Annotated in this window: 25 protein-coding genes and 1 pseudogene; 11 read left to right on the forward strand and 15 right to left on the reverse strand. The window is 71.7% G+C overall.

Features of this window, described 5'->3' with window-relative positions; translation table 11 throughout:
• Positions 1–113 precede the first annotated feature (113 nt).
• A complete protein-coding gene (locus tag ACF09C_RS08200; protein ID WP_392090057.1) occupies positions 114–938 on the forward strand; it encodes a TIGR02452 family protein in 825 nt (274 codons plus the stop codon).
• Positions 939–1,045: 107 nt separating this feature from the next.
• A complete protein-coding gene (locus ACF09C_RS08205) occupies positions 1,046–1,210 on the forward strand; it encodes a hypothetical protein (protein ID WP_362003070.1) in 165 nt (54 codons plus the stop codon).
• A gap of 77 nt (positions 1,211–1,287) precedes the next feature.
• Here ACF09C_RS08205 and ACF09C_RS08210 read toward each other — a convergent pair whose 3' ends face one another.
• The 4 genes from ACF09C_RS08210 to ACF09C_RS08225 form a co-directional block, all read right to left on the reverse strand.
• Positions 1,288–2,751 (reverse strand): flotillin family protein, encoded by a 1,464-nt coding sequence (locus ACF09C_RS08210; RefSeq protein WP_392090059.1) that lies wholly within the window; start codon positions 2,749–2,751, stop codon positions 1,288–1,290.
• Between the two features lie 81 nt (positions 2,752–2,832).
• Positions 2,833–3,051: a hypothetical protein gene (locus ACF09C_RS08215; RefSeq protein ID WP_362415169.1), complete on the reverse strand. Its 219-nt coding sequence runs from the start codon at positions 3,049–3,051 to the stop codon at positions 2,833–2,835.
• Between the two features lie 14 nt (positions 3,052–3,065).
• Entirely contained in the window at positions 3,066–3,773 is a 708-nt protein-coding gene (locus ACF09C_RS08220; protein WP_392090062.1) for an alpha/beta fold hydrolase, read from the reverse strand.
• A gap of 61 nt (positions 3,774–3,834) precedes the next feature.
• Positions 3,835–5,091: an MFS transporter gene (locus ACF09C_RS08225; RefSeq protein ID WP_392090064.1), complete on the reverse strand. Its 1,257-nt coding sequence runs from the start codon at positions 5,089–5,091 to the stop codon at positions 3,835–3,837.
• 156 nt (positions 5,092–5,247) lie between these two features.
• On the opposite strand from ACF09C_RS08225, the gene ACF09C_RS08230 reads away from it, so the two are divergent.
• The 3 genes from ACF09C_RS08230 (at position 5,248) to ACF09C_RS08240 (ending at position 7,965) form a co-directional block, all read left to right on the forward strand.
• Positions 5,248–6,270 (forward strand): LacI family DNA-binding transcriptional regulator, encoded by a 1,023-nt coding sequence (locus ACF09C_RS08230; RefSeq protein WP_392090066.1) that lies wholly within the window; start codon positions 5,248–5,250, stop codon positions 6,268–6,270.
• Between the two features lie 72 nt (positions 6,271–6,342).
• On the forward strand, positions 6,343–6,612 hold the full coding sequence (locus tag ACF09C_RS08235; RefSeq protein ID WP_392090068.1) for a hypothetical protein: 270 nt from the start codon (positions 6,343–6,345) through the stop codon (positions 6,610–6,612).
• 165 nt (positions 6,613–6,777) lie between these two features.
• A complete protein-coding gene (locus tag ACF09C_RS08240) occupies positions 6,778–7,965 on the forward strand; it encodes a thiolase family protein (protein WP_392090070.1) in 1,188 nt (395 codons plus the stop codon).
• A gap of 109 nt (positions 7,966–8,074) precedes the next feature.
• On the opposite strand, the gene trxA is transcribed toward ACF09C_RS08240, so the two are convergent.
• Positions 8,075–8,452 carry a thioredoxin gene (trxA, locus tag ACF09C_RS08245; protein WP_362415181.1) on the reverse strand — a complete coding sequence of 126 codons (378 nt, stop codon included), beginning with the start codon at positions 8,450–8,452 and terminating at the stop codon, positions 8,075–8,077.
• Positions 8,453–8,659: 207 nt separating this feature from the next.
• Here trxA and ACF09C_RS08250 point away from each other — a divergent pair, with 207 nt between their 5' ends.
• Together ACF09C_RS08250 and ACF09C_RS08255 are read left to right on the forward strand one after the other, a co-directional pair.
• Positions 8,660–10,111, forward strand: a complete 1,452-nt coding sequence (locus tag ACF09C_RS08250; RefSeq protein WP_392090072.1) for a dihydrolipoyl dehydrogenase family protein — start codon at positions 8,660–8,662, stop codon at positions 10,109–10,111.
• Complete coding sequence (locus ACF09C_RS08255) at positions 10,108–11,004, forward strand: hypothetical protein (protein WP_392090074.1); 897 nt, start codon at positions 10,108–10,110, stop codon at positions 11,002–11,004. The genes ACF09C_RS08250 and ACF09C_RS08255 overlap by 4 nt, the downstream gene beginning before the upstream one ends.
• A gap of 54 nt (positions 11,005–11,058) precedes the next feature.
• Here ACF09C_RS08255 and ACF09C_RS08260 read toward each other — a convergent pair whose 3' ends face one another.
• On the reverse strand, positions 11,059–11,673 hold the full coding sequence (locus tag ACF09C_RS08260) for a TetR/AcrR family transcriptional regulator (RefSeq protein ID WP_392090076.1): 615 nt from the start codon (positions 11,671–11,673) through the stop codon (positions 11,059–11,061).
• Between the two features lie 139 nt (positions 11,674–11,812).
• On the opposite strand from ACF09C_RS08260, the gene ACF09C_RS08265 reads away from it, so the two are divergent.
• Positions 11,813–13,237: a purine-cytosine permease family protein gene (locus ACF09C_RS08265; RefSeq protein WP_392090078.1), complete on the forward strand. Its 1,425-nt coding sequence runs from the start codon at positions 11,813–11,815 to the stop codon at positions 13,235–13,237.
• A gap of 32 nt (positions 13,238–13,269) precedes the next feature.
• Entirely contained in the window at positions 13,270–14,937 is a 1,668-nt protein-coding gene (locus ACF09C_RS08270) for an amidohydrolase (RefSeq protein ID WP_392090080.1), read from the forward strand.
• Between the two features lie 60 nt (positions 14,938–14,997).
• Here ACF09C_RS08270 and ACF09C_RS08275 read toward each other — a convergent pair whose 3' ends face one another.
• From ACF09C_RS08275 to ACF09C_RS08285, 3 genes are all read right to left on the reverse strand, one after another.
• Positions 14,998–15,642 carry a DUF305 domain-containing protein gene (locus ACF09C_RS08275; protein WP_392090082.1) on the reverse strand — a complete coding sequence of 215 codons (645 nt, stop codon included), beginning with the start codon at positions 15,640–15,642 and terminating at the stop codon, positions 14,998–15,000.
• A gap of 91 nt (positions 15,643–15,733) precedes the next feature.
• A complete protein-coding gene (locus tag ACF09C_RS08280; protein WP_392090083.1) occupies positions 15,734–16,144 on the reverse strand; it encodes a DUF6153 family protein in 411 nt (136 codons plus the stop codon).
• A gap of 44 nt (positions 16,145–16,188) precedes the next feature.
• Positions 16,189–16,533 carry a tetratricopeptide repeat protein gene (locus ACF09C_RS08285; RefSeq protein ID WP_392090085.1) on the reverse strand — a complete coding sequence of 115 codons (345 nt, stop codon included), beginning with the start codon at positions 16,531–16,533 and terminating at the stop codon, positions 16,189–16,191.
• A 142-nt stretch (positions 16,534–16,675) separates the two neighbouring features.
• Here ACF09C_RS08285 and ACF09C_RS08290 point away from each other — a divergent pair, with 142 nt between their 5' ends.
• Positions 16,676–17,641, forward strand: coding sequence for a pirin family protein (locus ACF09C_RS08290; protein ID WP_392090087.1), 966 nt, complete (start codon positions 16,676–16,678; stop codon positions 17,639–17,641).
• 1,178 nt (positions 17,642–18,819) lie between these two features.
• On the opposite strand, the gene ACF09C_RS08295 is transcribed toward ACF09C_RS08290, so the two are convergent.
• Both ACF09C_RS08295 and ACF09C_RS08300 read right to left on the reverse strand, forming a co-directional pair.
• On the reverse strand, positions 18,820–18,966 hold the full coding sequence (locus ACF09C_RS08295) for a ferredoxin (RefSeq protein ID WP_392090089.1): 147 nt from the start codon (positions 18,964–18,966) through the stop codon (positions 18,820–18,822).
• Positions 18,967–19,021: 55 nt separating this feature from the next.
• A pseudogene (locus tag ACF09C_RS08300) lies at positions 19,022–19,217 on the reverse strand (cytochrome P450); the annotation flags it as partial.
• A 23-nt stretch (positions 19,218–19,240) separates the two neighbouring features.
• Between ACF09C_RS08300 and ACF09C_RS08305 the strand changes: the two are divergent.
• Positions 19,241–19,429 carry a hypothetical protein gene (locus ACF09C_RS08305; RefSeq protein ID WP_392090092.1) on the forward strand — a complete coding sequence of 63 codons (189 nt, stop codon included), beginning with the start codon at positions 19,241–19,243 and terminating at the stop codon, positions 19,427–19,429.
• 81 nt (positions 19,430–19,510) lie between these two features.
• On the opposite strand, the gene ACF09C_RS08310 is transcribed toward ACF09C_RS08305, so the two are convergent.
• From ACF09C_RS08310 to ACF09C_RS08325, 4 genes are all read right to left on the reverse strand, one after another.
• Positions 19,511–20,530 carry a hemolysin family protein gene (locus ACF09C_RS08310; protein WP_392090095.1) on the reverse strand — a complete coding sequence of 340 codons (1,020 nt, stop codon included), beginning with the start codon at positions 20,528–20,530 and terminating at the stop codon, positions 19,511–19,513.
• The gene (locus ACF09C_RS08315; protein ID WP_392090098.1) at positions 20,527–21,843 is read right to left on the reverse strand and encodes a hemolysin family protein; all 1,317 of its coding nucleotides are present in this window, start codon (positions 21,841–21,843) and stop codon (positions 20,527–20,529) included. Before ACF09C_RS08315 ends, ACF09C_RS08310 begins: the two co-directional genes overlap by 4 nt.
• A gap of 130 nt (positions 21,844–21,973) precedes the next feature.
• On the reverse strand, positions 21,974–22,990 hold the full coding sequence (locus tag ACF09C_RS08320; RefSeq protein WP_392090101.1) for a hemolysin family protein: 1,017 nt from the start codon (positions 22,988–22,990) through the stop codon (positions 21,974–21,976).
• Positions 22,987–24,330, reverse strand: a complete 1,344-nt coding sequence (locus tag ACF09C_RS08325; protein ID WP_392090104.1) for a hemolysin family protein — start codon at positions 24,328–24,330, stop codon at positions 22,987–22,989. Before ACF09C_RS08325 ends, ACF09C_RS08320 begins: the two co-directional genes overlap by 4 nt.
• Positions 24,331–24,523: the final 193 nt, after the last annotated feature.

Genomic DNA, 24,523 nt, shown 5'->3' on the forward strand with positions numbered 1-24,523 from the left:
TAGACGCTGATTCCACCTAAAGCCACCGTCGACGGGCGTGCAAGAGCGCCTCATCGGCCTCAGGGTGAATATCCCGTTGCCCCCGGAGTGCGGAGTCGATCATGCTTTTGGGCATGAGCGCACGACTGCGGGGGATCGCGAAGCAGACCGAGGAGATCGTCGAGGCGGGCCGGTACCGGGCCCCCGGCGGCCGGTCCGTCTCCATCGAGGAGGAGCTGAGTGCCGCCCTGGCAGGCACCCGGATGTACGGCCCCGACCCCGTCCCCGTAACCCCAGAGACCGGCCGCGCCACCGCGGTCGAGGTCACCGACGAGAGCAGCCTCGACGCCGCCCGCCGACTGACCAGGGCCGACCCGGCCACCCCGGTCGCCGTCCTGAACTTCGCCTCCGCCCGCAACCCCGGCGGCGGCTATCTGAACGGCGCCCAGGCCCAGGAAGAGGCGGTCTGCCGGGCCTCCGCCCTCTACACCACCCTCCTGCGCGCCCCCGAGTTCTACGCGCACCACCGGGCCGAGAAGGATGCCTTCTACACCGACCGCGTGATCCTGTCGCCCGGCGTCCCGGTTTTCCGCGACGACCGCGGCGCACTCCTGGACGAGCCGTTCACCGTCGGCTTCCTCACCTCGCCCGCCCCGAACGCCGGCGTCGTCCGCCGCCAGACCCCGGACCTGGCCGACCGGATACCGGCCGCGCTCGCCACCCGCGCCGAACGGGTCCTGGAGACCGCCGTCGCCGGCGGCTACCGCCGGCTCGTCCTGGGCGCCTGGGGCTGCGGCGTCTTCCAGAACGACCCGGCCGAGGTCGCGCGGGCGTTCCAGGCGCTGCTCACGGGCGGCGGCCGGTTCGCCGGCCACTTCGACGAGATCGTCTTCGCGATCCTCGACCGCACGGCCGGGCGGGCGACCCTCGGTGCGTTCCAGCGCGTACTCGCGGCCTGAGCGCGACCCTCCTCCGGAGGGCCCTCTCCTGACATGCGGTGCTCGTACTCGCGTGCGAGGCTGAAAACGGCCCCAGCGTCCGAGTACCGCTGTCAGGAGGCACGATCGTGGGCAAGAAACAGACCCGGGTGAACAAGGGTGCCCGTACGGGCGGCCACGAACACCGGACCGAAGCCGCAGCGAAGGAATCGACACCGGTCGTGCGGGAGACGCCCAGGCCGATCATCGAGCAGGTCTCCCACAAGAAGGAACGGAAGTTCGGCCACAACTGACCTTCCGCCTCACCACGACCGGGGCCCGGCGCCATGAAGGCACCGGGCCCGGCCTGTCTCCGTACGCTCCGGTAGGGCTACGCCTCGTCGTCGCCGACCGGAATCGCCTCTGCGGCGGGAGCCGACGCGGCCGCCGGCACCTGCACCGCCGGAACCGGTACAGCCGCGCCGTCCAGCTTCAGCTTCGGCGAGGGCGCTTCAGCCGCCGCCGTCGAGGGGCTCATGTTCGAGAGCAACTGCCGGGCGAGGCCCAGACCCGTCCCGCCCATGGTCAGCGCCTTGGCGAACATCTCGGCCATGCCGTCCGCGCCGTTCAGCAGGACCATCTGGTCCACGTTGCCGAAGGCCGACGCCCCGGCCTCGACGATCTCCGGCCACTTCTCGGCCAGCTGCTGGGCGACCACGGCCTCCTGGTTCTCGGCGAGAGCCGCCGCCCGCGCCTTGATCGCCTCGGCCTCGGCGAGACCCTTCGCCCGGGTCGCCTCGGCCACCGCGAGCCCCCGCGCCTGCTGGGCCGCCGCTTCCGCCTCACCGGTCAGCCGGGTCGCGGCCGCCCGCGCGGCGCTGGCGAGTTCGGTCTCCCTGGCCTCCGCCTGCGCCGCCGAGATCCGGGCGTCGCGCTCGGCCTCGGCGCGGGTCCTGGTCTCGTAGGCCTGCGCGTCGGCCGGCTTGCGGACGTCCGCCTGGAGCTGCTGTTCCTTGCGGTGCGCCTCCAGCTCGGCGACCCGCGTCTCCTGGACGACGACCTCCTGCCGCGCCCCGGCCTCGGCCAGCGGACCGGCCTGCCGGGCCTTCGCGGACGCCTGGTCACGTTCCGCCTGGTAGCCGGCCTGAAGGATCTCGCTGTCCCGGGTGGCCTCCGACATCCGCGCGGCGGCCTGCTGCTCCGCCTCCGTGGCCCGCCGGTTGGCCTCGGCCTGCGCGATCCGGGCGTCCCGCTGGACCGCCGCCGCGTGCGGCGCGGCCAGGTTCTTGATGTACCCCGTCGGGTCCTCGATCTCGTGGATCTGCAGCGAGTCGACGATCAGACCGAGCTTCTCCATCTCCGTGCCACAGGCCGAACGCGCCTGCCCGGTCAGCTTCTCCCGGTCACGGATCATGTCCTCGACCGTCAACCCGCCGACGATCGCGCGCAGATGACCGGCGAAGACGATGTGCACCCGCTCGGACATGAGCTTCTGCTGGTCGAGGAAGCGGCGGGCGGCGTTGGCGATCGACACGAAGTCGTCACCCACCTTGAAGATCACCACGCCCCGGACCTTCAGCGGAATGCCCTGGTGGGTGACGCACTCCACCTGCAACTGCGTCTCGTTGAGGTCGAGCGACAGCTTCCGTACCGCCTGGACCCCCGGCATCACGAGCGTGCCCCGCCCGGTGACGATTCGGAAGCCCATACCCTCGCCGAGCCCCTCCATCTTGTGGTTGGAACCGGAGATGATCAGAGCCTCGTTGGGCTCGGCGACGCGCCACATGAGTTTGAACAGTGCGATGAGGACGAGGACGGCGACGACCACGCCGCCCGCCAGGATGCCGATGGCCATGGGCAGCTCCCCCTTCACCGGAGCCGTGCGGATCCGGTGAAGGGAGTGTGCGCCTCTACGGACGGGTGCTCAACGCTTCGGTCAACTGTCGTACGCGGCTGTGACATACACGGTGCGTGGAGGGAGATGTTCCACGACCATCACGACCGTTCCGGGATGGATCCGCTCCTTGGCGTCGGCCGCGTACGCGAGGAAGTGCTCGGCGCCGCCCCGGATCCGGACGATCACCTCACCCACGAGGCCGGGCCCGACGGTGCCGGTGACCCGGCCGAGCATGCCCACCATCGAGACGTCGTCCATGCCCACACGGTACGTCAGATCCAGCCCTCCAGGGCGGCCATGAACCCGTCGAAGTCGTCGCGGTGGATCGTGTGCCCGGCGCCCGCCACCGTACGGACGTCGAAGCCGCGGTCCTCCAGCATCCGCGCGTTCTCCGGCGAGACCAGCAGGCTCGGGTCGGCCAGGGCGACCAGCGAGGGCACCACGGGCTTCGCGGGCCACATATCGCGGCCCGCCCATGGGGTGAGGCCGTGGGCCGAACGCTGGTCCCAGAGCCGCATGGTCGCCATCTCGATGTCGAGATCCTCCTCCTCCCAGCGGGGGTTGAACATCCTGATGTGCTCGCGCGCGAGGGACGTGGCGGCGACGAACAGCTCCGCGCTGTATCCCGTGTCCCCGGCCGGCAGATGCCAGGCCGGGTCCACGTACACGGCGCGCCGCGGGGCGAGCCGCTCCACTGCGGTGGCGAGTGCCAGCCCGCCGAGCGAGTGACCGAGGGCCAACTCGGCCCCGACGGGCAGGGTTTCGACGAGATCGTCGGCGTACTCCCCGGGGCCATACCCCTCGGGCCCGGCCGCCCGGCCACTGGCGCCGTGGCCGCGCAGGTCCACCGCGATAGCCCGGTAGCCGCGCTCGGCGAGGGCCGGACCCACCCGGCGCCAGGTGCGGTGGTCGGACATGATCCCGTGGATCAGGAGCGCGATCCGGTCTCCGGATCCCCAGGTGCGGGTGTTGAGCAGCACGTCGAAGCCTCTCGCGGGTCGGGTGGACGGGGCGTACGGGTGGCCCCGTGAGCCTACGAGGTCAGCGCACGCCGCGGATCGGCCGCACGGCGAGGGCCCCGAGAACGGACAGGACGGCCGCGATCACGAAGAGGGCCGTGTATCCGCCGCTCAGCGAGACGATGACCGAGGCGACGAACGGCGCGACGATCTGCGGCCCCGCGTTGGCGACGTTGAGCACGCCCATGTCGCGGGCCGCGTCCTCGGCCTTCGGCAGCACCATCGTGACCAGGGCGGTGTCCACCGCCATGTAGCAGCCGAATCCGAGGCCGTTGACGACGGAGAAGGCGAGCATCGCGGTCCAGCTCGACGAGACGGCCGGGATCACCAAGGCGACGGCGGCCAGCGCGGCGGAGGCCCCGACGAAGAGCTTGCGGCGGTCGTAGCGGTCGGAGAGCCAGCCGCCCAGGACGGTGGAGACCACCATGGCCGCGGAGTTGAGCGGCATGAGGATCGCCACCGCCTCCTCGGGGGTGAGGCCGGCCGGCAGGTCGGTGTGGTCCTTGAGGATGTACAGCTGGAAGCCCGCCACCGCGAAGTAGCCGAGGACGAGCAGCGCGCGGCCGATGAACGCCCAGCGGAAGTCGTGGTCCTTGAGCGCGCTGCCGAAGGCGGCGAGCTGCTGCCGCACCGGCAGCGGCGCCTTGGCGGGCATCCGCTCCTCGCGGGCGCAGGTGGTGAACAGGACGCCGGTGGCCGCCACGATCACGCCGAAGATCAGGTACCCGGTGCGGTAGTCCTCCGAGAACGCGGCGCCGACCAGCGCGCCGATGGTGGAGCCGATCGGCATGCCGAGCCCGACCGCCGCCGAGGCCTTGCCGCGCGCGGCGAAGGGAACCCGGTCGGGCACGACGGAGGTGATCGCGGCCTGGTAGACGTTCATCACGGCCTGGCCCAGACACCAGGCGATGAGCACGAGCAGGATCGTGTCCACGCTGCCGAGCAGGAACATCACCGGTATCGCGAGCAGACCGCCCGCCAGGATCCACGGGTTGCGCCGGCCCGAGCGGTCCGAGAGGGCCCCGGCCACCGGGTTGAAGATCGTCGCGAAGATCGCGGAAACACCGGAGACCAGACCGAAGTTGGCCACCTTGTTCGCCGGGTCGATCCCCTCGATCTGCAGCGCGAGCAGCAGTCCGGGCACACCGACGTAGAGCGCGTACATCGCCGTGTTCCCGGCGAGAAGCAGAGGCAGCAGACCACGGGTGGGCCGGGGGCCCGAAGGGGAGTCGACTCCGGCGGTGCCGACTCTGCCGGATTCGGAGGAGGAAAGGGCCACGGTGCCCTCCTGGTGAAGATCGCCCTGTGCGGGGGCGAGGAGCGGAAGTTTCAATGGGGTTACACGTGTCACTGACGCGTGTCAGCACTGTGTAGCACTCGAATCCGGCCATCCGCCAGACTCCGGGCCGGATTGTTCTGGAAAGATGCCGGAGCGATGAGCCAGTCACCCAGACAGTCCGCCGAACGTCCCGTCCCGACGAGCGCCGATGTGGCGCGGCTCGCGGGCGTCTCCAGAGCCACCGTGAGCTACGTCCTGAACAACACGGCGGCCGTACGGATCAGCGAGCCGACCCGGCAGCGGGTCCGCGAGGCGGCCGAGGAGCTCGGGTACGTCCCGCACGCCGCGGCGCGCAGCCTGCGCGCCGGGCACAGCCGGATGGTCCTGCTGCCCACCGCCCACGTGCCGATCGGCCCGCTGTACAGCCAGTTCTTCAACGAGCTGCAGTGGGCCCTGCGCCGGCTCGACTACACCGTCGTGCAGTACGGCAGCCTCGGGCTCGAAGGGGACGAGGCCGCGCGCGCGTGGGCGGAGCTGCGTCCCGTCGCGGTGGTCTCCCTGGGCGAGGTCCAGCTCACCCCCGGCGGAGTGGAGATCCTCAAGCGCTCCGGGGCCAAGGCCGTCATCACGGTCGGCCCGCACCGGGTCGAGGGCGCCCACGCCCTGGTCATGGACCAGGGGCGGGTGGGACGGGTCGCCGTCGAGCACCTGGTGGAGCGCGGGCGGCGGCGGATCGGCGTGGTGATCCCGGAGGAGCCGGGCCTGGAGATGTTCTCCGGACCCCGCCTCGACGGCGCCCGGCAGGCGGTGGCGGGCACCGACGCCACCGTCGTACCGCTGCCGCTTCGGTACGAGGAGGGGGCGGCGGACGCGCTCGCCGGACGCTGGCGGGAGCTGGGTCTGGACGCGGTGTTCGCCTACAACGACGAGTACGCGATGCTGCTCATGCGCGCGCTGCAGGACGCCGGGATCGAGGTCCCCGCCGAGACGGCCGTGGTGGGCTCCGACGACCTGCTGCTCGGGCGGTTGCTGCGGCCCCGGCTGACCACCGTCGAGATCGACATGGTCATCGGCCGGCACCTGGCCGAACTCGTCGACAGCGCGGTCCGCGACCCCGACGCCACCCCGGGCGCGCAGGAACTCATGGCCTCGCGCGTCATTCCCCGGGAGTCCAGCTGACGTAGGGCCGTGCGGCGAAGGTCCCGCCGGTCGCGGCGGGCGCCGTGGGGCGAAGCGGCTTAGCGTCGAAGCATGAGCACACTGCCGCGGCGTTACGAGATCCTGCTCGTCCCCGAGCACGTGGAGGACCGGGGCGGCGCGTCCGTGGAGGACAGCGCGGTCCGCTCGGCGGTCGTGGAGGCCACGGGCCGGACGGGCTCCTCCGGCTACCCGCGTTACGAGGGCCACGGCATCGCAGCCGACATCGACCCCGGGACCCGCACCGTCGAGGCGCTGCTGGTGGACGGTCGCGAACTGGACTACGGCCTGACCGCGCTGGTCCGGCCCGCGCCGGCGGCATGACCGGGTTCTTTCACCCTCCACGTATCGCCCCTCGGCGCCGTTGACAGGAACCCACGCCGGGCGGAGACTCTGCGCGCACGTCAACGAAGGAAAATTCACCAGGCGAACGCACTGGTGGGCGGTCGGTCGAAGAGGACCGTCCCCAGGGCACGTGGGAGAGAACCGATGAGCATCCGCGACGTCTACATCGTCGACGCCGTCCGCACCCCGATCGGCAGGTTCGGAGGAGCGCTCTCCGCCGTCCGCCCCGACGACCTCGCCGCTCATGTGGTCAGGTCCCTCGTCGACCGCGCGCCCGCGCTCGACCCGGCCCGGATCGACGACGTCTACTTCGGCGACGCCAACGGCGCGGGCGAGGACAACCGCGACGTGGCCCGCATGGCCGTCCTGCTCGCGGGCCTGCCCACCTCCGTCCCCGGAGTGACCGTCAACCGGCTGTGCGGCTCCGGTCTGGAGGCCGTGATCCAGGCCGCGCGCGCCATCGCGGTCGGCGACGCGTCCGTGGCGATCGCGGGCGGCGTCGAGTCGATGTCCCGCGCCCCCTGGGTCCTGCAGAAGCCCGAACGCGCCTTCCCGGCCGGCCACCAGCAGTTGCACTCCACGACCCTGGGCTGGCGCATGACCAACCCGCGCATGCCCGCCGACTGGACCGTCCCGCTCGGCGAGGGCGCGGAGCTCGTCGCCGACAAGCACGGCCTCACCCGCGAGCAGCAGGACGCGTTCGCCCTGGCCAGCCACCGGAAGGCGGCCGAGGCGTGGGGCAAGGGGCTGTACGACGGTGAGGTCGTGCCGTACCCGGGGGTGGAGCTGACCCGCGACGAGTGCATCCGCGACACCACGTCCATGGAGGCCCTCGCCAAGCTGAAGCCCTCCTTCCGGACCGAGGGCGGCACCGTCACGGCGGGCAACGCCTCGCCCCTCAACGACGGCGCCGCCGCTCTGCTCCTCGTGGACGAGGAGGGGCTGCGGGAGACCGGTCGCGAGCCGCTCGCCCGGATCCGCGCCTCGGCCGTCACCGGAATCGAGCCGCAGCTCTTCGGGCTCGGGCCGGTGGAGGCCGTGCGGCGCGCCCTGGGCAAGGCGGGGCGCTCCTTCGCCGACCTGACGACCTTCGAGCTGAACGAGGCGTTCGCCGCCCAGTCCCTCGGCTGCCTCGCGGAGTGGCCGGAACTCGACCCGGAGATCGTCAACCCGCGGGGCGGCGCCATCGCGATCGGCCACCCGCTCGGCGCCTCCGGCGCACGGCTCGCGGGCGCGGTGGCCCACCAGTTGGCGGCGGCCGGTTCGGGAACGGGCCTCGCGGCCCTGTGCATCGGCGTCGGCCAGGGCCTGGCACTCGTCCTGGAGCGCTGAACCGGCGGAGAGCGCTGAACCGACGGAGCGGGGGCGGTACGGGAAGTCCCGTACCGCCCCCGCCGGGTGCTGCTGCAGTTCGTGCCGCCGCGAGGCGTGCGGCTCGCGCCTACTGCTGCGCCTGCTGCTGCTTCGCGTCCTCGATGGACTTGCGCACCTCGTCCATGTCCAGCTTGCGCGCCTGACCGATCACGTCCTCCAGGGCCGCCTCCGGCAGCGCCCCGGGCTGGGCGAACACGGCCACGTTGTCACGGACGATCATCAGCGTCGGGATCGAGCGGATCTCGAACGCGGCGGCCAGCTCCTGCTGCGCCTCGGTGTCCACCTTGGCGAAGACCAGGTCCTCGTGCCGCTCGGAAGCGGCCTCGAAGACCGGCGCGAACTGGCGGCACGGACCACACCAGGAAGCCCAGAAGTCGATCAGAACGAAGTCGTTGTCACTCACGATCTGGTCGAAGTTGTCCTTGGTGAGCTCGACAGTGCTCATGTTTTCTACCTCTCCGGGTCTCCTGGCGGGTGTCCTTCACGGTCCCCTGGGGACTCGCCCCGCACAACCGCGTATCGAGCCGCGCTATTCCGCGCCGCCCCACGCGCGCGTGGCCCCCGTTCCACGAGTGCACCGTGCGGGTCCCCTGCGTGCACGCCGCGCCTTCCCCTGTGGCCACGGCGCACACCTGCCACCAGACTGGGGCCCATGACACACGAGGTGGAGCACGAGTACGACGTGGTGGTCCTGGGCGCGGGACCGGTGGGCGAGAACGTGGTCGACCGGGCCAGGGCGGCGGGCCTGAGCGTGGCCGTGGTGGAGAGCGAACTGGTCGGCGGCGAGTGCTCGTACTGGGCCTGCATGCCCAGCAAGGCCCTGCTCCGTCCCGCCATCGCCCGCTCGGACGCCCGTAAGGTCCCCGGCCTGCGGCAGTTGGTCCAGGGGCCGCTGGACGCGGCGGCGGTGCTCGCCCACCGCGACTACTACGTCTCCGACTGGAAGGACGACGGCGCCGTCGGCTGGCTCGAGTCCACCGGCGCCCGCCTCTTCCGGGGCCACGGCCGGCTGAGCGGTGAGCGGAAGGTCGCCGTCGAAGGACCCGAGGGCGACCACCACCTCCTCACCGCCCGTCACGCCGTCGCGGTCTGCACCGGCAGCCGCGCCGCGCTGCCCGACCTCCCAGGGCTGACCGGCGCCCGGCCGTGGACCAGCCGCGAGGCGACCAGCTCCCACCACGTCCCGGACCGGCTCATCGTGGTCGGCGGGGGAGTGGTCGCCGCCGAGATGGCGACCGCCTGGCAGGCGCTGGGCTCCCGGGTGACGGTCCTGGTGCGGGGCAAGGGACTGCTGCCCCGCATGGAGCCCTTCGTCGGCGACCACGTCGCCGACGCGCTCACCGAGGGCGGAGCCGATGTCCGTACGGGCGTGACCGTCGCCGCCGTCGTGCGCGACGGGAGCACCGGCCCGGTCACGGTGGTCTTGGAGGGCGGCGACCGGGTCGAGGGCGACGAGGTCCTCTTCGCGACCGGGCGCAGCCCGCGCACCGAGGACATCGGCCTGGAGACCGTGGGCCTGGAGCCGGGCTCCTGGCTCCCGGTGGACGACACCCTCCGGGTGGAAGGAAGCGACTGGCTCTACGCCGTGGGAGACGTCAACCACCGGGCGTTGATGACCCATCAGGGCAAGTACCAGGCCCGGATCGCAGGCGCGGCCATCGCCGCCCGCGCCTCCGGAGCCTCGCTGCCCACGGACGGGCGCTGGGCCGCGCACACGGCCACGGCCGACCACGCCGCCGTCCCGCAGGTCGTCTTCACCGACCCCGAGGCCGGCTCCGTCGGGCTCTCGCTCGCCGAGGCCGAGCGCGCCGGGCACCGGGTGCGCGCCGTCGACCTGGACCTCACCGCGGTCTCGGGCGCCGGCCTGTACGCCGACGGATACCGCGGCCGCGCGCGGATGGTCGTCGACCTGGACCGCGAGACCGTCCTGGGCGTCACCTTCGTCGGTCCCGGCATCGGCGAACTCATCCACTCCGCGACCGTCGCCGTCGTCGGAGAGGTCCCGATCGACCGGCTCTGGCACGCCGTTCCGTCCTACCCGACGCTGAGCGAGGCCTGGCTGCGGCTCCTCGAGGCGTACCGGGACGGTGCGGGGACCTCATGAGCCCCGGGGCCCCCGACCTCACCAACGAGTACGACGGCCCCTGCGCGGTCTGCGGTGCCGTCGTACCGGCCGGGACGGGGGTCCTCCGGCACGGCCACGGCCCGTCGGACGGCTGGCAGGTCTTCCACGCGGGGCACGTGCCGGAGGAGAAGCCGCCGGACCGGCAGCACGTGCCGGGCTGGCACCACCGGCGTCTCCTGGCGGTGGACATCGTGTCCACCGGCTACCGGACGTCCGTGGACCGGATCCTCTCCGCGTCGGTGCGGTCATCCGACGGGTACATCGGAGATTGGATCATGGATATTGGATCCGATATCCCTTCTCCGGTCTCCGGCGGGGGCGCGGCACTGGACGCCGCCCTCGCGCGGGCCCGCGCCGAAGGCGCCCCCGCGCCCGAGGCCCTCGACGACCTCGCCACCGTCCTCGCCGACCACCTCGCGACGCACGAGGTGCTCGTCGTCTGGTTCTCCCCGTACGTCCTGAGCGCCCTGCACGCCGAACTCCTGCGGCACGGTCTTGCCCCGCTGACCGAGCGGCTCCCGCAGGGGGTCGCCCCTGTCTGCGACCCCCTGGTCCTGGACCGGCACGCCGACCGCTACCGCTCGGGCCGCCGCTCCCTGCGCGCCGTCGCCGAGTGGTACGGCGTCCCGCACGCCCACCCCGGAGACGCAGCCTCGGACGCCGGGGCGGCTCTCGCCCTCGCCCAGGTGATCGCGGATTCGTACCCGGCCGTCGCCAAGCTGTCCCGCCCCGCGCTGCACACCGAGCAGATCCGCTGGTACGCCGACCAGACCCGCCACCATCCCGACGCACCGGACTGGCCCCTCACCACGGCCGCTCCCGAACCGTGGACACCGCCGCAGCCCCCGGAGCCCCCACCGCACGGGCCTTGAGAGCCCCCACCGCGCGGGCCCTGAGATCCCCCACCGCACGGGCCCTGAGATCCCTCAGCCGCGCGGCACCAGGAGCGCCGCCGCCGTCCGGGCGGCGGCGAGGGCCGGCCGGGCGGCAGGGCCGGTCTGTTCGCCGAGGACCACACGGGTACTCAGGCCGTCGAGGAGCGCGAGGAGTTCGGAGGCGCGCGCGGCCACCACGTCCGCCTCCATCGGGGCGAACCGGGACTGGCTCACGCCCTTGCTGAGCAGTGCGGCCAGATCCTCCTGCCAGCCCAGATCCAGCTCACGCTGCGCTTCCCGCAGCGCCTCGTTCGCCGGTATGCGCGCCCAGAGCTCGATCCAGAGCATCCACCGAGGGTCGCGCGGACCGTGCGGCAGATAGAGCTGGAGGAACAGGTCGAGCTTGCGCTCAGCGGTCAGCCGGCGGGCGAGCAGCGCCCTGCGCTCCTCGGCGAGGGCGGCCTCGCTCCAGCGCAGCACGGCGAGCAGCAGCAGGTCCTTGCTGCCGAAGTAGTAGAGGATGTGGCCGCCGCTCGTGCCCAGGCGCTCGGCCAGCGCCGACATGGTGAGCGCCGCGAGTCCGTCCTCGGCGATGGCCGCCATCGCCTCTTCGAGCATTCGCTCCTGGGTGATGTGCCCGTCGCGCCGTCGTGCTGCCCCAGCCACCCGCTCCGCCTCCGTCCCGGTCACCTGCAGGTCACGACTCTAACCGCAGGTGCCCGAGGTCTTGACGCGGCCGTCACCTCTCGCACATCTTGAATCCTGTTCTAAGTTCTAGAACGTCATTCAAAGTCTGGGAGTGGGCATGCTGCACCAGGAGAGAGCACCGGACACCGGCCGCGACGAGGCTTTCCGCGAGGAGGTCCGCAAGGACGAGGTCTTCCAGGTGGAGGGCCACGGCATCGACCCGATCCCCGACGCCGAGCGCCACGGCAGTGCCAAGGACCTCTTCTGGCTCTGGTTCGGCTCCAACCTCACCTTCACCTACGTCATCAACGGCGCTCTCGCCGTCGCCTTCGGCCTCTCCTTCTGGCAGGCCACCGCGGTCGTCGTGATCGGCGGTCTCTCCTTCTTCGCGATCAGCGCCGCAGGCCTGAGCGGCGTCCGCACCGGTACCGCCACCCTCGTCATCTCGCGCGCCGCCTTCGGCGTACGCGGCAACTGGCCCGCCGGACTGGTCAACTGGATCGTCAGCATCGGCTACACCATCGTCAACACGGTCGTCGGCACCCTCGCCCTCGAAGCCTTCCTCGCCGACCTCGGCTGGGCCGGCGGCCACACGGCCCGCGCCCTCGCCCTCCTGGTGACCCTCACCATGACCTTCGCCGTGGCGCTCTGGGGCCACGCCACGGTCCAGGTCGCCGAACGCTGGATGGCCTACGCCCTCGCCCTCGGCTTCGCCGCCCTCCTCGTCTTCGTCCTGCCCGGGGCCGACACGTCCGCCCCCGCCGCGGCCCCGGGTGTCTCCGCCTGGAGCCTCGCCCTCGTCGTCATGTTCGCGGGCCCGTTCTCGTACGTCCCGATGCCCGCCGACTACACCCGCTACCTGCCGCGCACCACCTCGCTCAAGGCCCTCACCTGGAGCGGCGCGCTCGGCGGGTTCCTCTCCTCCGTCGCCCTCGGCGTCGCCGGAGTCGCCGCCGCGACGCAGACCGACATGACCGACGCGGTGGTCGGTGCCGAAACGCTGCTCCCCGGCTGGTTCCAGCCGCTCTTCCTCGCCCTGGTCCTGGGCGGATCCGTGACGAACTCGATCATCACGCTCTACTCCTCCAGCCTGAACCTCCAGGTCCTCGGCATCCCCTGGACCCGCGCCCGCGCCATCGTCGTCAGCGCCGCCGTCACCGCCCTCGGCTCGCTCGGCGCGCTGTTCCTCACCGACTTCACCACCTCGCTGCTCGCCTTCCTCTCCCTCCTGATCATCGTCTTCGCCCCCTGGGGCGGCGTCTTCCTCGCCGACATGGTCCTGCGCCGCTGCAGGTACGACTCCGCCGCGCTGCACGCCGGCGGGCGCGGCGCCTACTGGTACCGGGGCGGCTGGCACCCGGCCGGCCTCACCGCCCTCCTCGCGGGCATGGTCTTCGCCGCGCTGACCTGCGACTCCGAGCTCTGGACCGGCCCTCTCGTCGCCCCGCTCGGCGGCGCGGACCTCACCCTGCTCGGCGCCGTCGTCTCCGCGCTCGTGTACGTCGCCCTCGCGCGCCGCACCGCCACCCCCGTACAGCCGTAACACCCTCGCCAGGCACAGGAGTTCACCCCGCCATGACCAGCAGCACCACCACCCCGGCCGACCTCGTCCTCACCGGGGCCAGGATCCACACCGTCGACCCGCGCCTGCCCGAGGCCGAGGCGCTGGCCGTGCGCGACGGGCGCATCGTCTGGCTCGGCTCCGACGCCGACGCCGCACGCTGGACGGGCCCCGCCACGACGGTCCTGGACGCGGACGGACGCCTGGTCCTGCCCGGCTTCATCGACGCCCACAACCACGTACGGCTCGGCTCCGACGACGCCTGCGTCCAGCTCGCCGGTGCCCGCACCCTCGACGCGATCCACGAGCGGATCACCACCTGGCGGGCGGCCCACCCCGACGCCCCGTGGATCGAGGCCGAGGCCTTCGACTACTCCGCGATCCCCGGCGGCCGCATGCCCACCGCCGCCGACCTCGACCCCGTCACCGGCGACACCCCGGCCCTCGTCCTCAGCTACGACGTGCACACCGCCTGGCTCAACACCGCGGCCCTGAAGGTGCTCGACGTCACCCGCGACCGGACCGACCTGCCCTTCGGCACCGCCGTCACCGACCCCGAGACCGGTGAACCCACCGGATTCGTCAAGGACTTCGCCGTCAAGGGCCTCTCCCGCGCAGGCCACCGCGCCCTGCGTGAGCTCGGCGTGCCGTGGGCCTCGCCGGACCGGCAGTACGGGCGCCTCGCCACGTCCCTCGACGCCGCCGTCGGGTACGGCATCACCACGGTCGTCGAACCGCAGAACTCCCTCGACGACCTCGCCCTGTTCACCCGTGCCCGCGCCGAGGGGCGGCTCCGCTCCCGGATCGTCGCGGCGCTCTTCCACCCGCGCGGCACCACGGACGGAGAGCTGGACGAATTCGCGGCCGCGGCGCGGGAGTTCGCCGACGACCGGCTGCGGGTCGGCCCGCTCAAGCTGTACATCGACGATGTCGTCGAACCCCGCACGGCCGCGCTCCTGGAGCCGTACGCCGGCTGCGGCCACCACCGCGGCGACACCTTCTACCCGCCGGAGGAGTTCGCCGATCTCCTCACCGGCCTCGACGCGCGCGGCTTCCAGTGCTTCGTGCACGCCACCGGCGACCGGGGCATCCGTACGGTCCTTGACGCCGTCGCCCGGGCCCGCAGCGTCAACGGCCCGCGTGACGCCCGCCACCAGGTCGTCCACGTCGAGTGCCTCGACCCGGCCGACACCCCGCGCTTCGCCGAACTCGGGGTCGTCGCCTGCATGCAGCCCCGCCACGCCGCTCCCGACATCGCGGGACCCGGCCAGGACTGGGCCGAGAACATCGGCCCCGACCGCTGGCACAAGGCCTGGCCGCTGCGGAGTCTGCACGCCGCCGGCGCGGTCCTCGCCCTCTCCAGCGACTGGAACGTCGCCGAGATGGACCCCATGGTCGGCATCTACACCGCCGTCACCCGCCGCGCGCTGAACGGCGGGGGAGAGCCCTGGACGCCGGAGGAGACGATCGACGTCGCGAGCGCCGTCGAGGGCTACACCATGGGCTCGGCGTACGCCAATTTCCTGGAGGAGGAGCGAGGCTCGCTCACGGTCGGCAAGCTCGCGGACTTCGTCGTCCTCTCCCGCGACATCCTCCGGATCGACCCGGAGGACATCCCGGGCACGGTGGCCGAGACCGTCGTGGTCGGCGGCGAAGTGGTCCACGCGCGCGTGGCCGCCTGACTCCGGCACGTACCGGCGGGCCCCCGTTTCGCCCGGGAGCCCGCCGGTACGGCTCCGGCGTCAGAGCCGGCCGAGGATCTTCTTCAGCTCGGTGATCTCGGCGGACTGGGTGCGGACGACGTCGTCGGCGAGCTTCCGTGCCGTGGCGTCGCGACCGTTCTCGCGCTCGGTCTCGGCCATCTCGACCGCCCCCTCGTGGTGGGCGATCATCAGCTCGGCGAACTTCCGGTCGAAGGCCTTGCCCCGCAGGGCCGCGAGCTCCTTCATGTCCTGCTCGGACATCATCCCGGCCATGGAGCCGCCGTCACCGGCACCCCCGCCGTGGCCGCCGTGCCCCCCGGACGCGCCGGAGCCCTCGGGGGCCTCGGGCTTGCCCCAGGCCTTGAGCCAGGACCGCATGGTCCGGATCTCGGGGTCCTGGGCCTTCTCGACGTCGGCGACGATCTTCTTGATGCCGGCGTCCTCGGCCCGGCCGTCGGCGAGTTCCGCCATCTCCAGCGCCTGCTGGTGGTGCGGGATCATCGCCTGGGCGAACGCGACATCGGCGTCGTTGAACGCGCCGACGGTGCCGGACGTGGCGGCCGCGGGCGTCTTCGCCGCGTCGCCGGAACCGCTCCCGCCGCCGCAGCCGGCGAGCAGGAGAGCCGCGAGGACGGCGGCGGTGACGGCGCCCGTGCGGGCGTAGCGGTGGTCGAAGGCAGACATGTCTGTGACACCTCGTGTGCTGTTGCGTACTGTCGGAAAGACTGAGCGGGCTTCTGCGGGCAGCGCGAGGCGGCCCGCGGCGGCGTTCGGCCTAGATCCGCAGGACGGACAGCTGAGCGAGGTCGGGAGGTCTGAGCGGCGGGGCGTTCGGGCCCCGCGCGGCGACGAGGCGGCCGAGCAGCCGGACCAGCCAGTCCGGGCGCCGGTCGAGCGCGGCGAGGACGACCCGGGCGAGGGCCCAGACGCCGAGGACGGCCACGCAGAGCGTGGCCATGTCCCCGTGCGCACCGGATCCCTCGGAGGAGTCGGGGGCGTCGGTCCCGCCGTGGTGCGCGGGAGCGGAGGCGGAGGTCGCATGGCCCGCCGCGCTCCCGGAGGAGCCCTCGGGGTGACCGACGGCGTGCATCACGAAGACACCGAGGGCGAGCACGACGACGAGCAGCAGCTGCGCCAAGGCGCCTGCCACTCTGAGGTCGCGTCGCCCCACTCGTCCCGTACGCACGTCCTGTACCTCCTGCGAGGGAGCCTACAGAACGTCCCCCGGCTTCACTCCGGAAGGTCGCCGCTCATGGCGGCGGCGAGCCGCAGGTGCGGGGCGGCCTCTGCGTGGCGGCCCTGGCGCTCCAGGGTGCGGCCGAGCATCAGCCGGGCGTACTGCTCCACCGGGTCGCGGTCGAGGACGGCGCGGAGCTCGGTCTCGGCGCGGGACAGCTGGGCGGAGTGGTAGTAGGCCCGGGCGAGCAGCAGGCGCTGGGCGTTCTGCTCCGGGTGCTCGGCGACGAGTCCGCGCAGGATGCGGGCGGCGGTCAGGTACTCCTTGGCCTCGAAGAAGAACTGGGCGCGGTCCCAGCGCTCGCCGGCCGTGCCGAACTCGTAGTACGTGTCGTTCACTTGCTCTCCCTCGCGGCGTCCCTACCCTGCCACCCGAAGGGGCGGCACTCGGCTCAACGCCTCAGGTTAGTTGAACATTCCACTACTATTTCCGTGTGGAGACACACCCACCTCGTCCCCCGACAGGAATAGGTTGACCGTCATGAGCAATCTTGATCGTCAGGCCGCCCTCACCGTCTGCGGCGGCCGCGGCTTCGTCGTCGCCGAGCCGGTCCGGGAACTCCTCAGCCCCCGTCACGTACAGCTCGGCGAGTCCACCGAGGTCCGCCGCCTGCTCCCCAACCTCGGCCGCCGGATGGTCGGCGCCTGGGCCTTCGTCGACCACTACGGCCCCGACGACATCGCGGATGAGCCCGGCATGCAGGTGCCGCCGCACCCGCACATGGGGCTCCAGACCGTGAGCTGGCTCCACGAGGGCGAGGTCCTGCACCGCGACAGCACGGGCAGCCTGGAGACGATCCGCCCGCGCGAACTGGGTCTGATGACCTCGGGCCGGGCGATCTCCCACTCCGAGGAGAGCCCGAAGTCCCACGCCCGCTTCCTCCACGGAGCCCAGCTCTGGGTGGCGCTCCCGGACGCCCACCGGCATGTCGAGCCGCACTTCCAGCACCACGCGAACCTCCCGCAGGTCACCGCCGCCGGCCTCACCGCCACGGTCATCCTCGGCGAACTCGACGGCGCGGCGTCGCCCGGCACGACGTACACCCCGCTGATCGGCGCGGATCTCGCCCTGACGGCGGGCGCGGAGACGAAGCTCCCCCTGGACCCGGACTTCGAGTACGCGGTCCTGTCGATGTCGGGCGAGGCCCACGTCGACGGCGTCCCGGTCCTCCCGGGCTCGATGCTCTACCTCGGCTGCGGCCGCCGCGAACTCCCCCTCCGCGCGGTCTCCGACGCGGGCCTGATGCTCCTGGGCGGCGAGCCGTTCGAGGAGGAGATCGTCATGTTCTGGAACTGGATCGGACGGTCCCAGCAAGATATCGAAGAAGCTCGCGAGGCGTGGACGAACGGCACCAGATTCGGCGAGGTGAAGGGCTACGACGGCGCTCCACTTCCAGCCCCGGAACTCCCCCCAACTCCCCTGAAGCCTAGGGGAAGGGTGCGCTGAACTGGGCCGATGCCTCAAGGAGGGGTTGGAGGTGGAGGCTGCCCTGTCGTTCCGCTTCCAGAGGTCTGGCGGCAGGCGGCTCGGCCTCGGGGGAGGCTTCTTGATCTTGAGGTCGAGTCTCATGTGAACCAGGCTGTGGTCAGGTCTGGTCGGACGAATGCTGACTCTATGCTGACTCTACTGACGAGTAGTTAGATGGCTGGAGGAGAAGCCCAGGCCGCGTCTCCCAGAAGAGGAACGACATAACCAGGGCCCCGTCCCGGACCCTTCGGTTGCCAGGGGTGCTTCCAAGCGAGCTCTCCCCCCGACGTGGCGGTCCAGTGTCGGTCTGTCGCGGAGGTCGGTGCGCGACGTTGTGGGCAGTCAACAAAAGCGCGGTGTTGAGGCCGCCCCGTTCGCGTCGCGGCAGGAGATTGCCGGCGCGGTCTGTTCTGGCCTTTGCGGCGCATTGGCCGGCCGACGCCCGCGCTGGCTGAAGCTGTACTTCCGGGGAGCGTCTTACCGGCAGCTCGTGTGCTGGTGGCATAAGCCTTGCGTGACCGCTGACCAGTGGAGCACGGCCATGACTCGGCCAGGCCGCAGGTGGCTGGTCGTAGTGGGCCCGGATCTTGCTCGGTCCGGAGCGGGCCCCTTGACCCATGGCCCGTGGCGGCGGCGAGCCGGCGCGCAAAACCGGCCGTCCCACGACGTCGAGAGCGTCTGAATCGCGCTGCTGCACATGCGTGGTCAGCATCAGCCCAGGAGTGGCAATCTGTAGTGGCCTTCAAGCGTGCGCTATCCACGATCTCGGTACGTATGTCATGAAGTTGTCTACGTGGTGGTGCTGACCTGCATCGATGCGGTCGCCCCAGCCTCTGGCCTGCGCGTACAGGTCTTTCAGCGTCTTTCAGGATCGTGCTGCGTTATGCGGTCGATTCTCCCCACGCGCTCCCCAGCACCCTCGAAACTCCCCAGATTCTCCCCAGGAGGTGCCCTTGCGGGCTGGCGTGGTGGCACAGGAGGGCAGCCTATCGGGGGCACTGCCTCGGGGACGCTGAGTGACTTAATCCATCATTGCCCGTCGCTTACTGGCCCGGTCTCGGAAGGTCCCCGGTAGCCGCCGCCCCGCCGTTGGTGTGTAGCAGCGGGACGGCAGAGGCCGAGACGCCGCTTGCGCTGACATCGGCTGTGACAGCTACCTAGGAGTCGCCGGGTTCCGGCTCGTGAAGGGTGATAGCCCTGGCGGGGCAGAGGCTGGCGGCCATGTGGGCGGTGGGCGGGGCGGCGTGGAGCGGGAGTAAGAGGCCGCCGTCGGGGTCCTGGCTGAAGACGTCGGGGGCGGTCATGGCGCACTCCCGGCGCCGATGCAGGGTTCCCGGTCGGCGGTCAGACGGGCCGCGGTCACTTCGCGTCCCAGGTGACCGGGAGGCTCTTCACCCCGAAGATGTCCGCGGTCTCCGGGCGAAGGACGACCTCCGCGGCCGGCGCGGCCAGGCGCAGGGTCGGGAAGCGGTTCGATCAACGCGCGGAACGCGACCCGCATCTCGACGCGGGCGAGCTGCTGCCCCAGGCACTGGTGGATGCCGTGGCTGAAGGCGCGCGAGGTACTCCTGGGGCGCGGTGTCGGCCGCGATCAGCTCCTCGTCGCTGACCTCCCCGCCCATGAAGGCGTTGATCTGCTCCTGGAAGGAGGCCCGGTCCTCGCAGGGCAACCCCGAGGATCTCGTCCGCGACCGGGTCTACCCGGGAACCGTCTGGGCCGTCGGCGATGCTGAGGGCACGACGGCGAGCGGGGCGTGCAGTCGCTGACCTCGGCCCATGGCAGCGCGCGGAATTCGTCAAGGACCACGACTACGCGTTCTGGAAAGCCCTCGGCTGACGCCGGTCGCGTCACACGCTCTGCGGACCCATGATCCGGATGAGCAGGTCGTCGAGGCTGACCAGGCCGGTGAGCACGCCCTGTTCGTCTCGTACGAGGGCGAGCGAGGCACGGCGGCGGCGCAGCTGCTCGACGGCCTCGGACACCGTGGTGTCGGGGGCCACTTCGGGCACGGTGCGGGCGAGCTCGCGGGCGGTTCGGACGCGGCCGCGGGGGCGGGCGACCAGGGCGTCACGGGCGTGGACGGAACCGAGGATGCGTTCGCCGTCCCTGACCAGGAGACGGGAGCGGTCGGCGTCGGCGGCGCGGGCGAGGACCGCGTCGAGGTCGGCCTCGGCCGGGACCGTGACGAAGTCGGCGGCCGGGGTCTGCAGCTCGGCCACCGGGGTCTGCGGCTCGGTCAGCGAGCGGGTGATGAGCTGTGAGTCGGTCTTGTTGATGAGGCCGAGGCGCTCGGACTCCTCGACGAGGTGGGTGAGCTGTTCGCGGTTGTGGACGGCGGTCAGTTCGTCGCGGGGCTGGACGCGGCACATCCGTACGAGTGCGTTGCTGACCTTGTTGAGGAGCCAGAGGAGCGGACGTACGGCCTTGACCACGGCACGGAACGGCGGGGTGAGCAGCATGGCGGAGCGCTCCGGGTGGGCGATGGCCCACGACTTGGGGGCCATCTCGCCGACGACCATGTGCAGGAACACCACGATGATCATGGCGACGGCGAACGCGATGCCGTAGCTGAGGGCTGTGGGCAGGCCGAGCTTGACCAGCAGGGGGTCGAGCTCGTGGGAGATCGCGGGCTTGGAGATCGAGCCGAGCCCCAGGGTGCAGATGGTGATGCCGAGCTGGGCGCCGGCGAGCATCAGCGACAGTTCGCGCGTGCCGGCGAGCGCGGCCTTCGCGCCGCGCTGACCGTCCGCGACGGCCTTCTCGATGCGGTGCCGCTTGGCGGCGACGAGCGCGAACTCGGCCGCGACGAAGAAGCCGCTGCCGATCAGCAGCAGGACGGTGACGAAGAGGGCCATGGGGAAGCTCATGCCTGGGCCTCCTCGGCGGCAGACTCGACGCGTTCGATGCGGACGCGTTCGGGGACGTGACGGTCGAGGCTCAGGACCTCGATCCGCACGTCGTCGACGGTGAGGCGGTCCCCGATCGTGGGGAAGCGGCCGAGGCGGTCGATGATCAGGCCGGCCACGGTGTCGTAGTCCTCTTCCTCGGGCAGGGCGATGCCGGTGGCGTCCTCGACCTCGTCCAGGCGGCGGCCCGCGTCCACGCGCCAGCCGTCGCCGTCGGGCACCGCCAGGGCGACGACGGTGTCGCTCTCGTCGGCGATGTCGCCGACCAGTTCCTCGGCGATGTCCTCGTAGGTGACGATGCCGGCGACGCCGCCGTGCTCGTCCAGGACGACGGCGAACTCGTCGTCCGCCTCCCGCATCTGTGCCACCGCCTGCGGCAGCGGCAGTGTGTCGGGCAGCAGCAGGGGCGAGCGGCCGGCCTCCCCTGCGCTCATGCTCTCGAACCGGTCGGCGGGCAGGCGGACGAGTTCGCGTACGCCGAGGACCCCGGCGACGTCGTCCGGGTGGTCGCCGAGGACCGGGTAGTTGGAGTGGCCGTACTTCGCGATCAGCTCGACGGCTTCGGTGAGCGGGGCGTCCTTGCGTACGAACACGGCGTCCACGCGCGGCACCATGACCTCGTCCAGGGTCCGCTCGGAGAACTCCAGGGCATGGTCGAGGAGCTCGGCCGTATCGGCCGGCAGCTGGCCCTGCTCGTGGGACTCCCCGATCAGGTGGCTGAGCTCTTCGAGCGTCGCGCCGTGATGCAGCTCCTCGACCGGCTCGATGCCGACCTTGCGCAGCAGCTTGTTGGCGGCGCCGTCGAAGACGTGGACGACCGGTCCGACGATTTTCAGGTAGACGAGGGTGGAGGAGGCCAAAGACTTGGCCAGCCGCTCAGGCACGGCCAGCGCCAGGTTCTTCGGGGCCAGTTCGCCGAGCACCATCTGCAGCACCGTCGCCACCAAGAAGGCGAGGACGACGGAGATGACGGAGACGGTGCCCTCGGACAGCCCCGTTCCGTCCAGTGCGGGCTTGAGGAGCGCCGAGACCGACGGCTCGGCGAGGAAACCGACGACCAGACCGGTGACGGTGATGCCGAGCTGGGCGCCGGAGAGCATGAAGGAGAGCCGTTCGAGGACCTTCAGCGCGCGGGCGGCCCGCTTGTCGCCCGCCGCTGCCTCGCCGGCGAGCGCGATGCGGTCGGCGGCGACGTAGGCGAACTCCTGGGCGACGAAGTAGCCGGTGCCGGCGGTCAGTACGAGGACGGCCAGCAGGCCGAGAGCGGCGTTCATCGGCTACCGCACCCCTTCACGCAGGGCGTAGGGGTGCGTCGATCTGGCGGACAAGGAGGTGCTCCTTCGTGGGGCGGTGAGGGCGGTGATCAGGACTGAGTATCTGCGGGTACGCGACGGCCGCGCGGGATCACACGGCGGCGGGGCCGACCAGCTCCTCCAGGACGTCCTCCATCGTCACGTAGCCGAGGACTGTGCCGGCCTGGCCGCTGACGGCGGCGAGGTGGCTGCCGGCGGCGCGCAGGGCGGTGAGGGTGTCGTCCAGCGGGGTGTCGATCCGTACGCGGGTCACGGCACGGAACGCGGTGCGCGGGAACGGCTTGTCGCGGTCCGCGACACCGAGGGTGTCCTTGATATGCAGGTAGCCCAGGACGGCCCCGGCCGGGCCGGTGACCGGGAAGCGGGAGTAGCCCGCGCGTGCCGCGGCCCGCTCCAGCTCGGCAGGCGTGACCCGGTGGTCGACCGTGACCATCCGCGCGGCGGGAACGAGGATCTCGCCCACCGGCCGGGTCCCCAGCTCCAGCGCGTCTCGCAGCCGCTCGCCGTCGGCGGGCGACAGCAGTCCGGCCTCGCTGGTGTCCTGCACCATGCGGGCGAGTTCGTCGTCGGTGAAGACCGAGGAGACCTCGTCCTTCGGCTCGACCCGCAGGAGGCGCAGCAGCGTGTTGGCGAAGGCGTTGATGCCGAAGACGACGGGCTTCAGCGCGTGGGTGAGGGCGACCAGCGGCGGGCCGAGGAGCAGCGCGGTCTTCACCGGGGCGGCGAGCGCGATGTTCTTGGGGACCATCTCGCCGATGAGCATGTGCGCGTACGTCGCCAGGGTGAGCGCGATGACGAAGGCGATCGGGTGCACCAGGGCATCCGGTACATGGGTGGCCTCGAACGCCGGCTCCAGAAGGTGGGCGATGGCCGGTTCGGCGACTGCGCCGAGCACCAGCGAGGACGCGGTGATGCCGAGCTGGGCGGTGGCCAGCAGGGCGGAGATGTGCTCCAGGCCCCACAGGGTCATGCGGGCGCGCCGGTCGCCGTCGCGGGCCAGCGGCTCGATCTGGCTGCGGCGCACGGAGATCAGGGAGAACTCGCCACCGACGAAGAACGCGTTCGTCAGGAGGGTGAGGAAGCCGATGGTGAGTTGGAGCGCGGTCATCGGGACACCCCGGCCTCGGCGTGCTTGTGCTCCGAAAGGCGAGCGGGCTCGGTGAGGTGGATCCGGTCCGCCCGGTGGTGCTCGATGTCGAGGACGTCGAGCCGCCAGCCGTCCAGCAGGATCGCGTCGCCCTGGGCGGGGATGCGACCGAGGCGGGTGGCGATCAGGCCGGCCACCGTCTCGTACGGGCCGTGGGGCGCCCGTAGCCCTATGCGGGCCAGCTCGTCGATCCGTACGCCTCCGTCGGCCTCCCAGGTGGCACGGCCGTCCTCGGTGGGCGGCGCGGGCAGCAGGTCGGGAACCTCGACCGGGTCGTGCTCGTCACGGACCTCGCCGACGACCTCCTCGACGATGTCCTCCACCGTCGCCACGCCGGCCATGCCGCCGTACTCGTCGATGACGACCGCCATGGTCCGGTGCTCCCGCATCCGCTCCAGAAGTCGGTCGGCGGGCAGCGTCTCGGGGACGAGGAGCGGCTCGGTCACCAGGTCGGTGATCGGGGTGGCCGCGCGGGCGTCCGGTTCGAGGGCGAGGACGTCACGGATGTGGACGGTGCCGATCACGTCGTCGAGAGCGACCCGGTAGACCGGGAAGCGGGAGAGACCGGTGGCGTATGTGAGGTTGGCGGCGTCGGCGGCCGTGGCCTGCGCCTCCAGGGCGCGGACGTCGACGCGTGGCGTCATCACGTTCTCCGCTGTCAGCTCGCCCAGGTGGAGCGTACGGACGAACAACTCGACGGAGTCGGCCTCGATGGCCCCCTCAGCGGCCGAGTGCCGGGCGAGGGAGGCCAGCTCGGCGGGGGTGCGCACGGTGGCCAGTTCCTCGGCCGGTTCCAGGCCGAAGCGGCGTACGAACCGGTTCGCGGTGTTGTTGAGGTGCCGGATGAACGGCCCGAAGGCCGCGGTGAAGCCCCGCTGGGGTCCGGCCACGACCTTGGCAACAGCCAGCGGGCGCGAGATCGCCCAGTTCTTCGGGACGAGCTCGCCGACGACCATGAGCACGACGGTGGAGATGGCCACACCGAGAACAGTGGCGAGCGAGGACGCCGCACCGCCGAGCCCGATCGCTTCCAGCGGACCGCGCAGCAGCGCCGCCAACGACGGCTCGGCGAGCATGCCGATCACCAGAGAGGTGACGGTGATGCCCAGCTGGGCGCCGGAGAGCTGAACGGTCAGCCGTCGGACAGCACGCAGTGCACCTTCGGCGCCGCGCTCCTTCGCCTCGACGGCCCGCTCCAGCTCACCGCGCTCGACGGTGGTCAGGGAGAACTCGGCCGCGACGAACACCGCACACGCGAGCGTGAGAGCGAGGGCCAGAAGCAGCAGAAGCACCTCGGTCACCGTGCCACCCCCGCTCCCTGGCTCGATGTGTCAGGGCAGGCGGTGGCACGGCTGGTACTGGGAGGCTCACCCATTGCGGGTCGCTCACTCCTTGTCGTACTCGGGCGGAATCAGTGGTCGGGCAAGCGCGAAGGCTTCTACACCACTGTAAAGGAAAGGCAAACAGTCATCGAGGGCCGAGGGCGCGGCATCT

This window comes from Streptomyces sp. NPDC014870 (genome assembly GCF_043081505.1).
Lineage (GTDB): Bacteria > Actinomycetota > Actinomycetes > Streptomycetales > Streptomycetaceae > Streptomyces.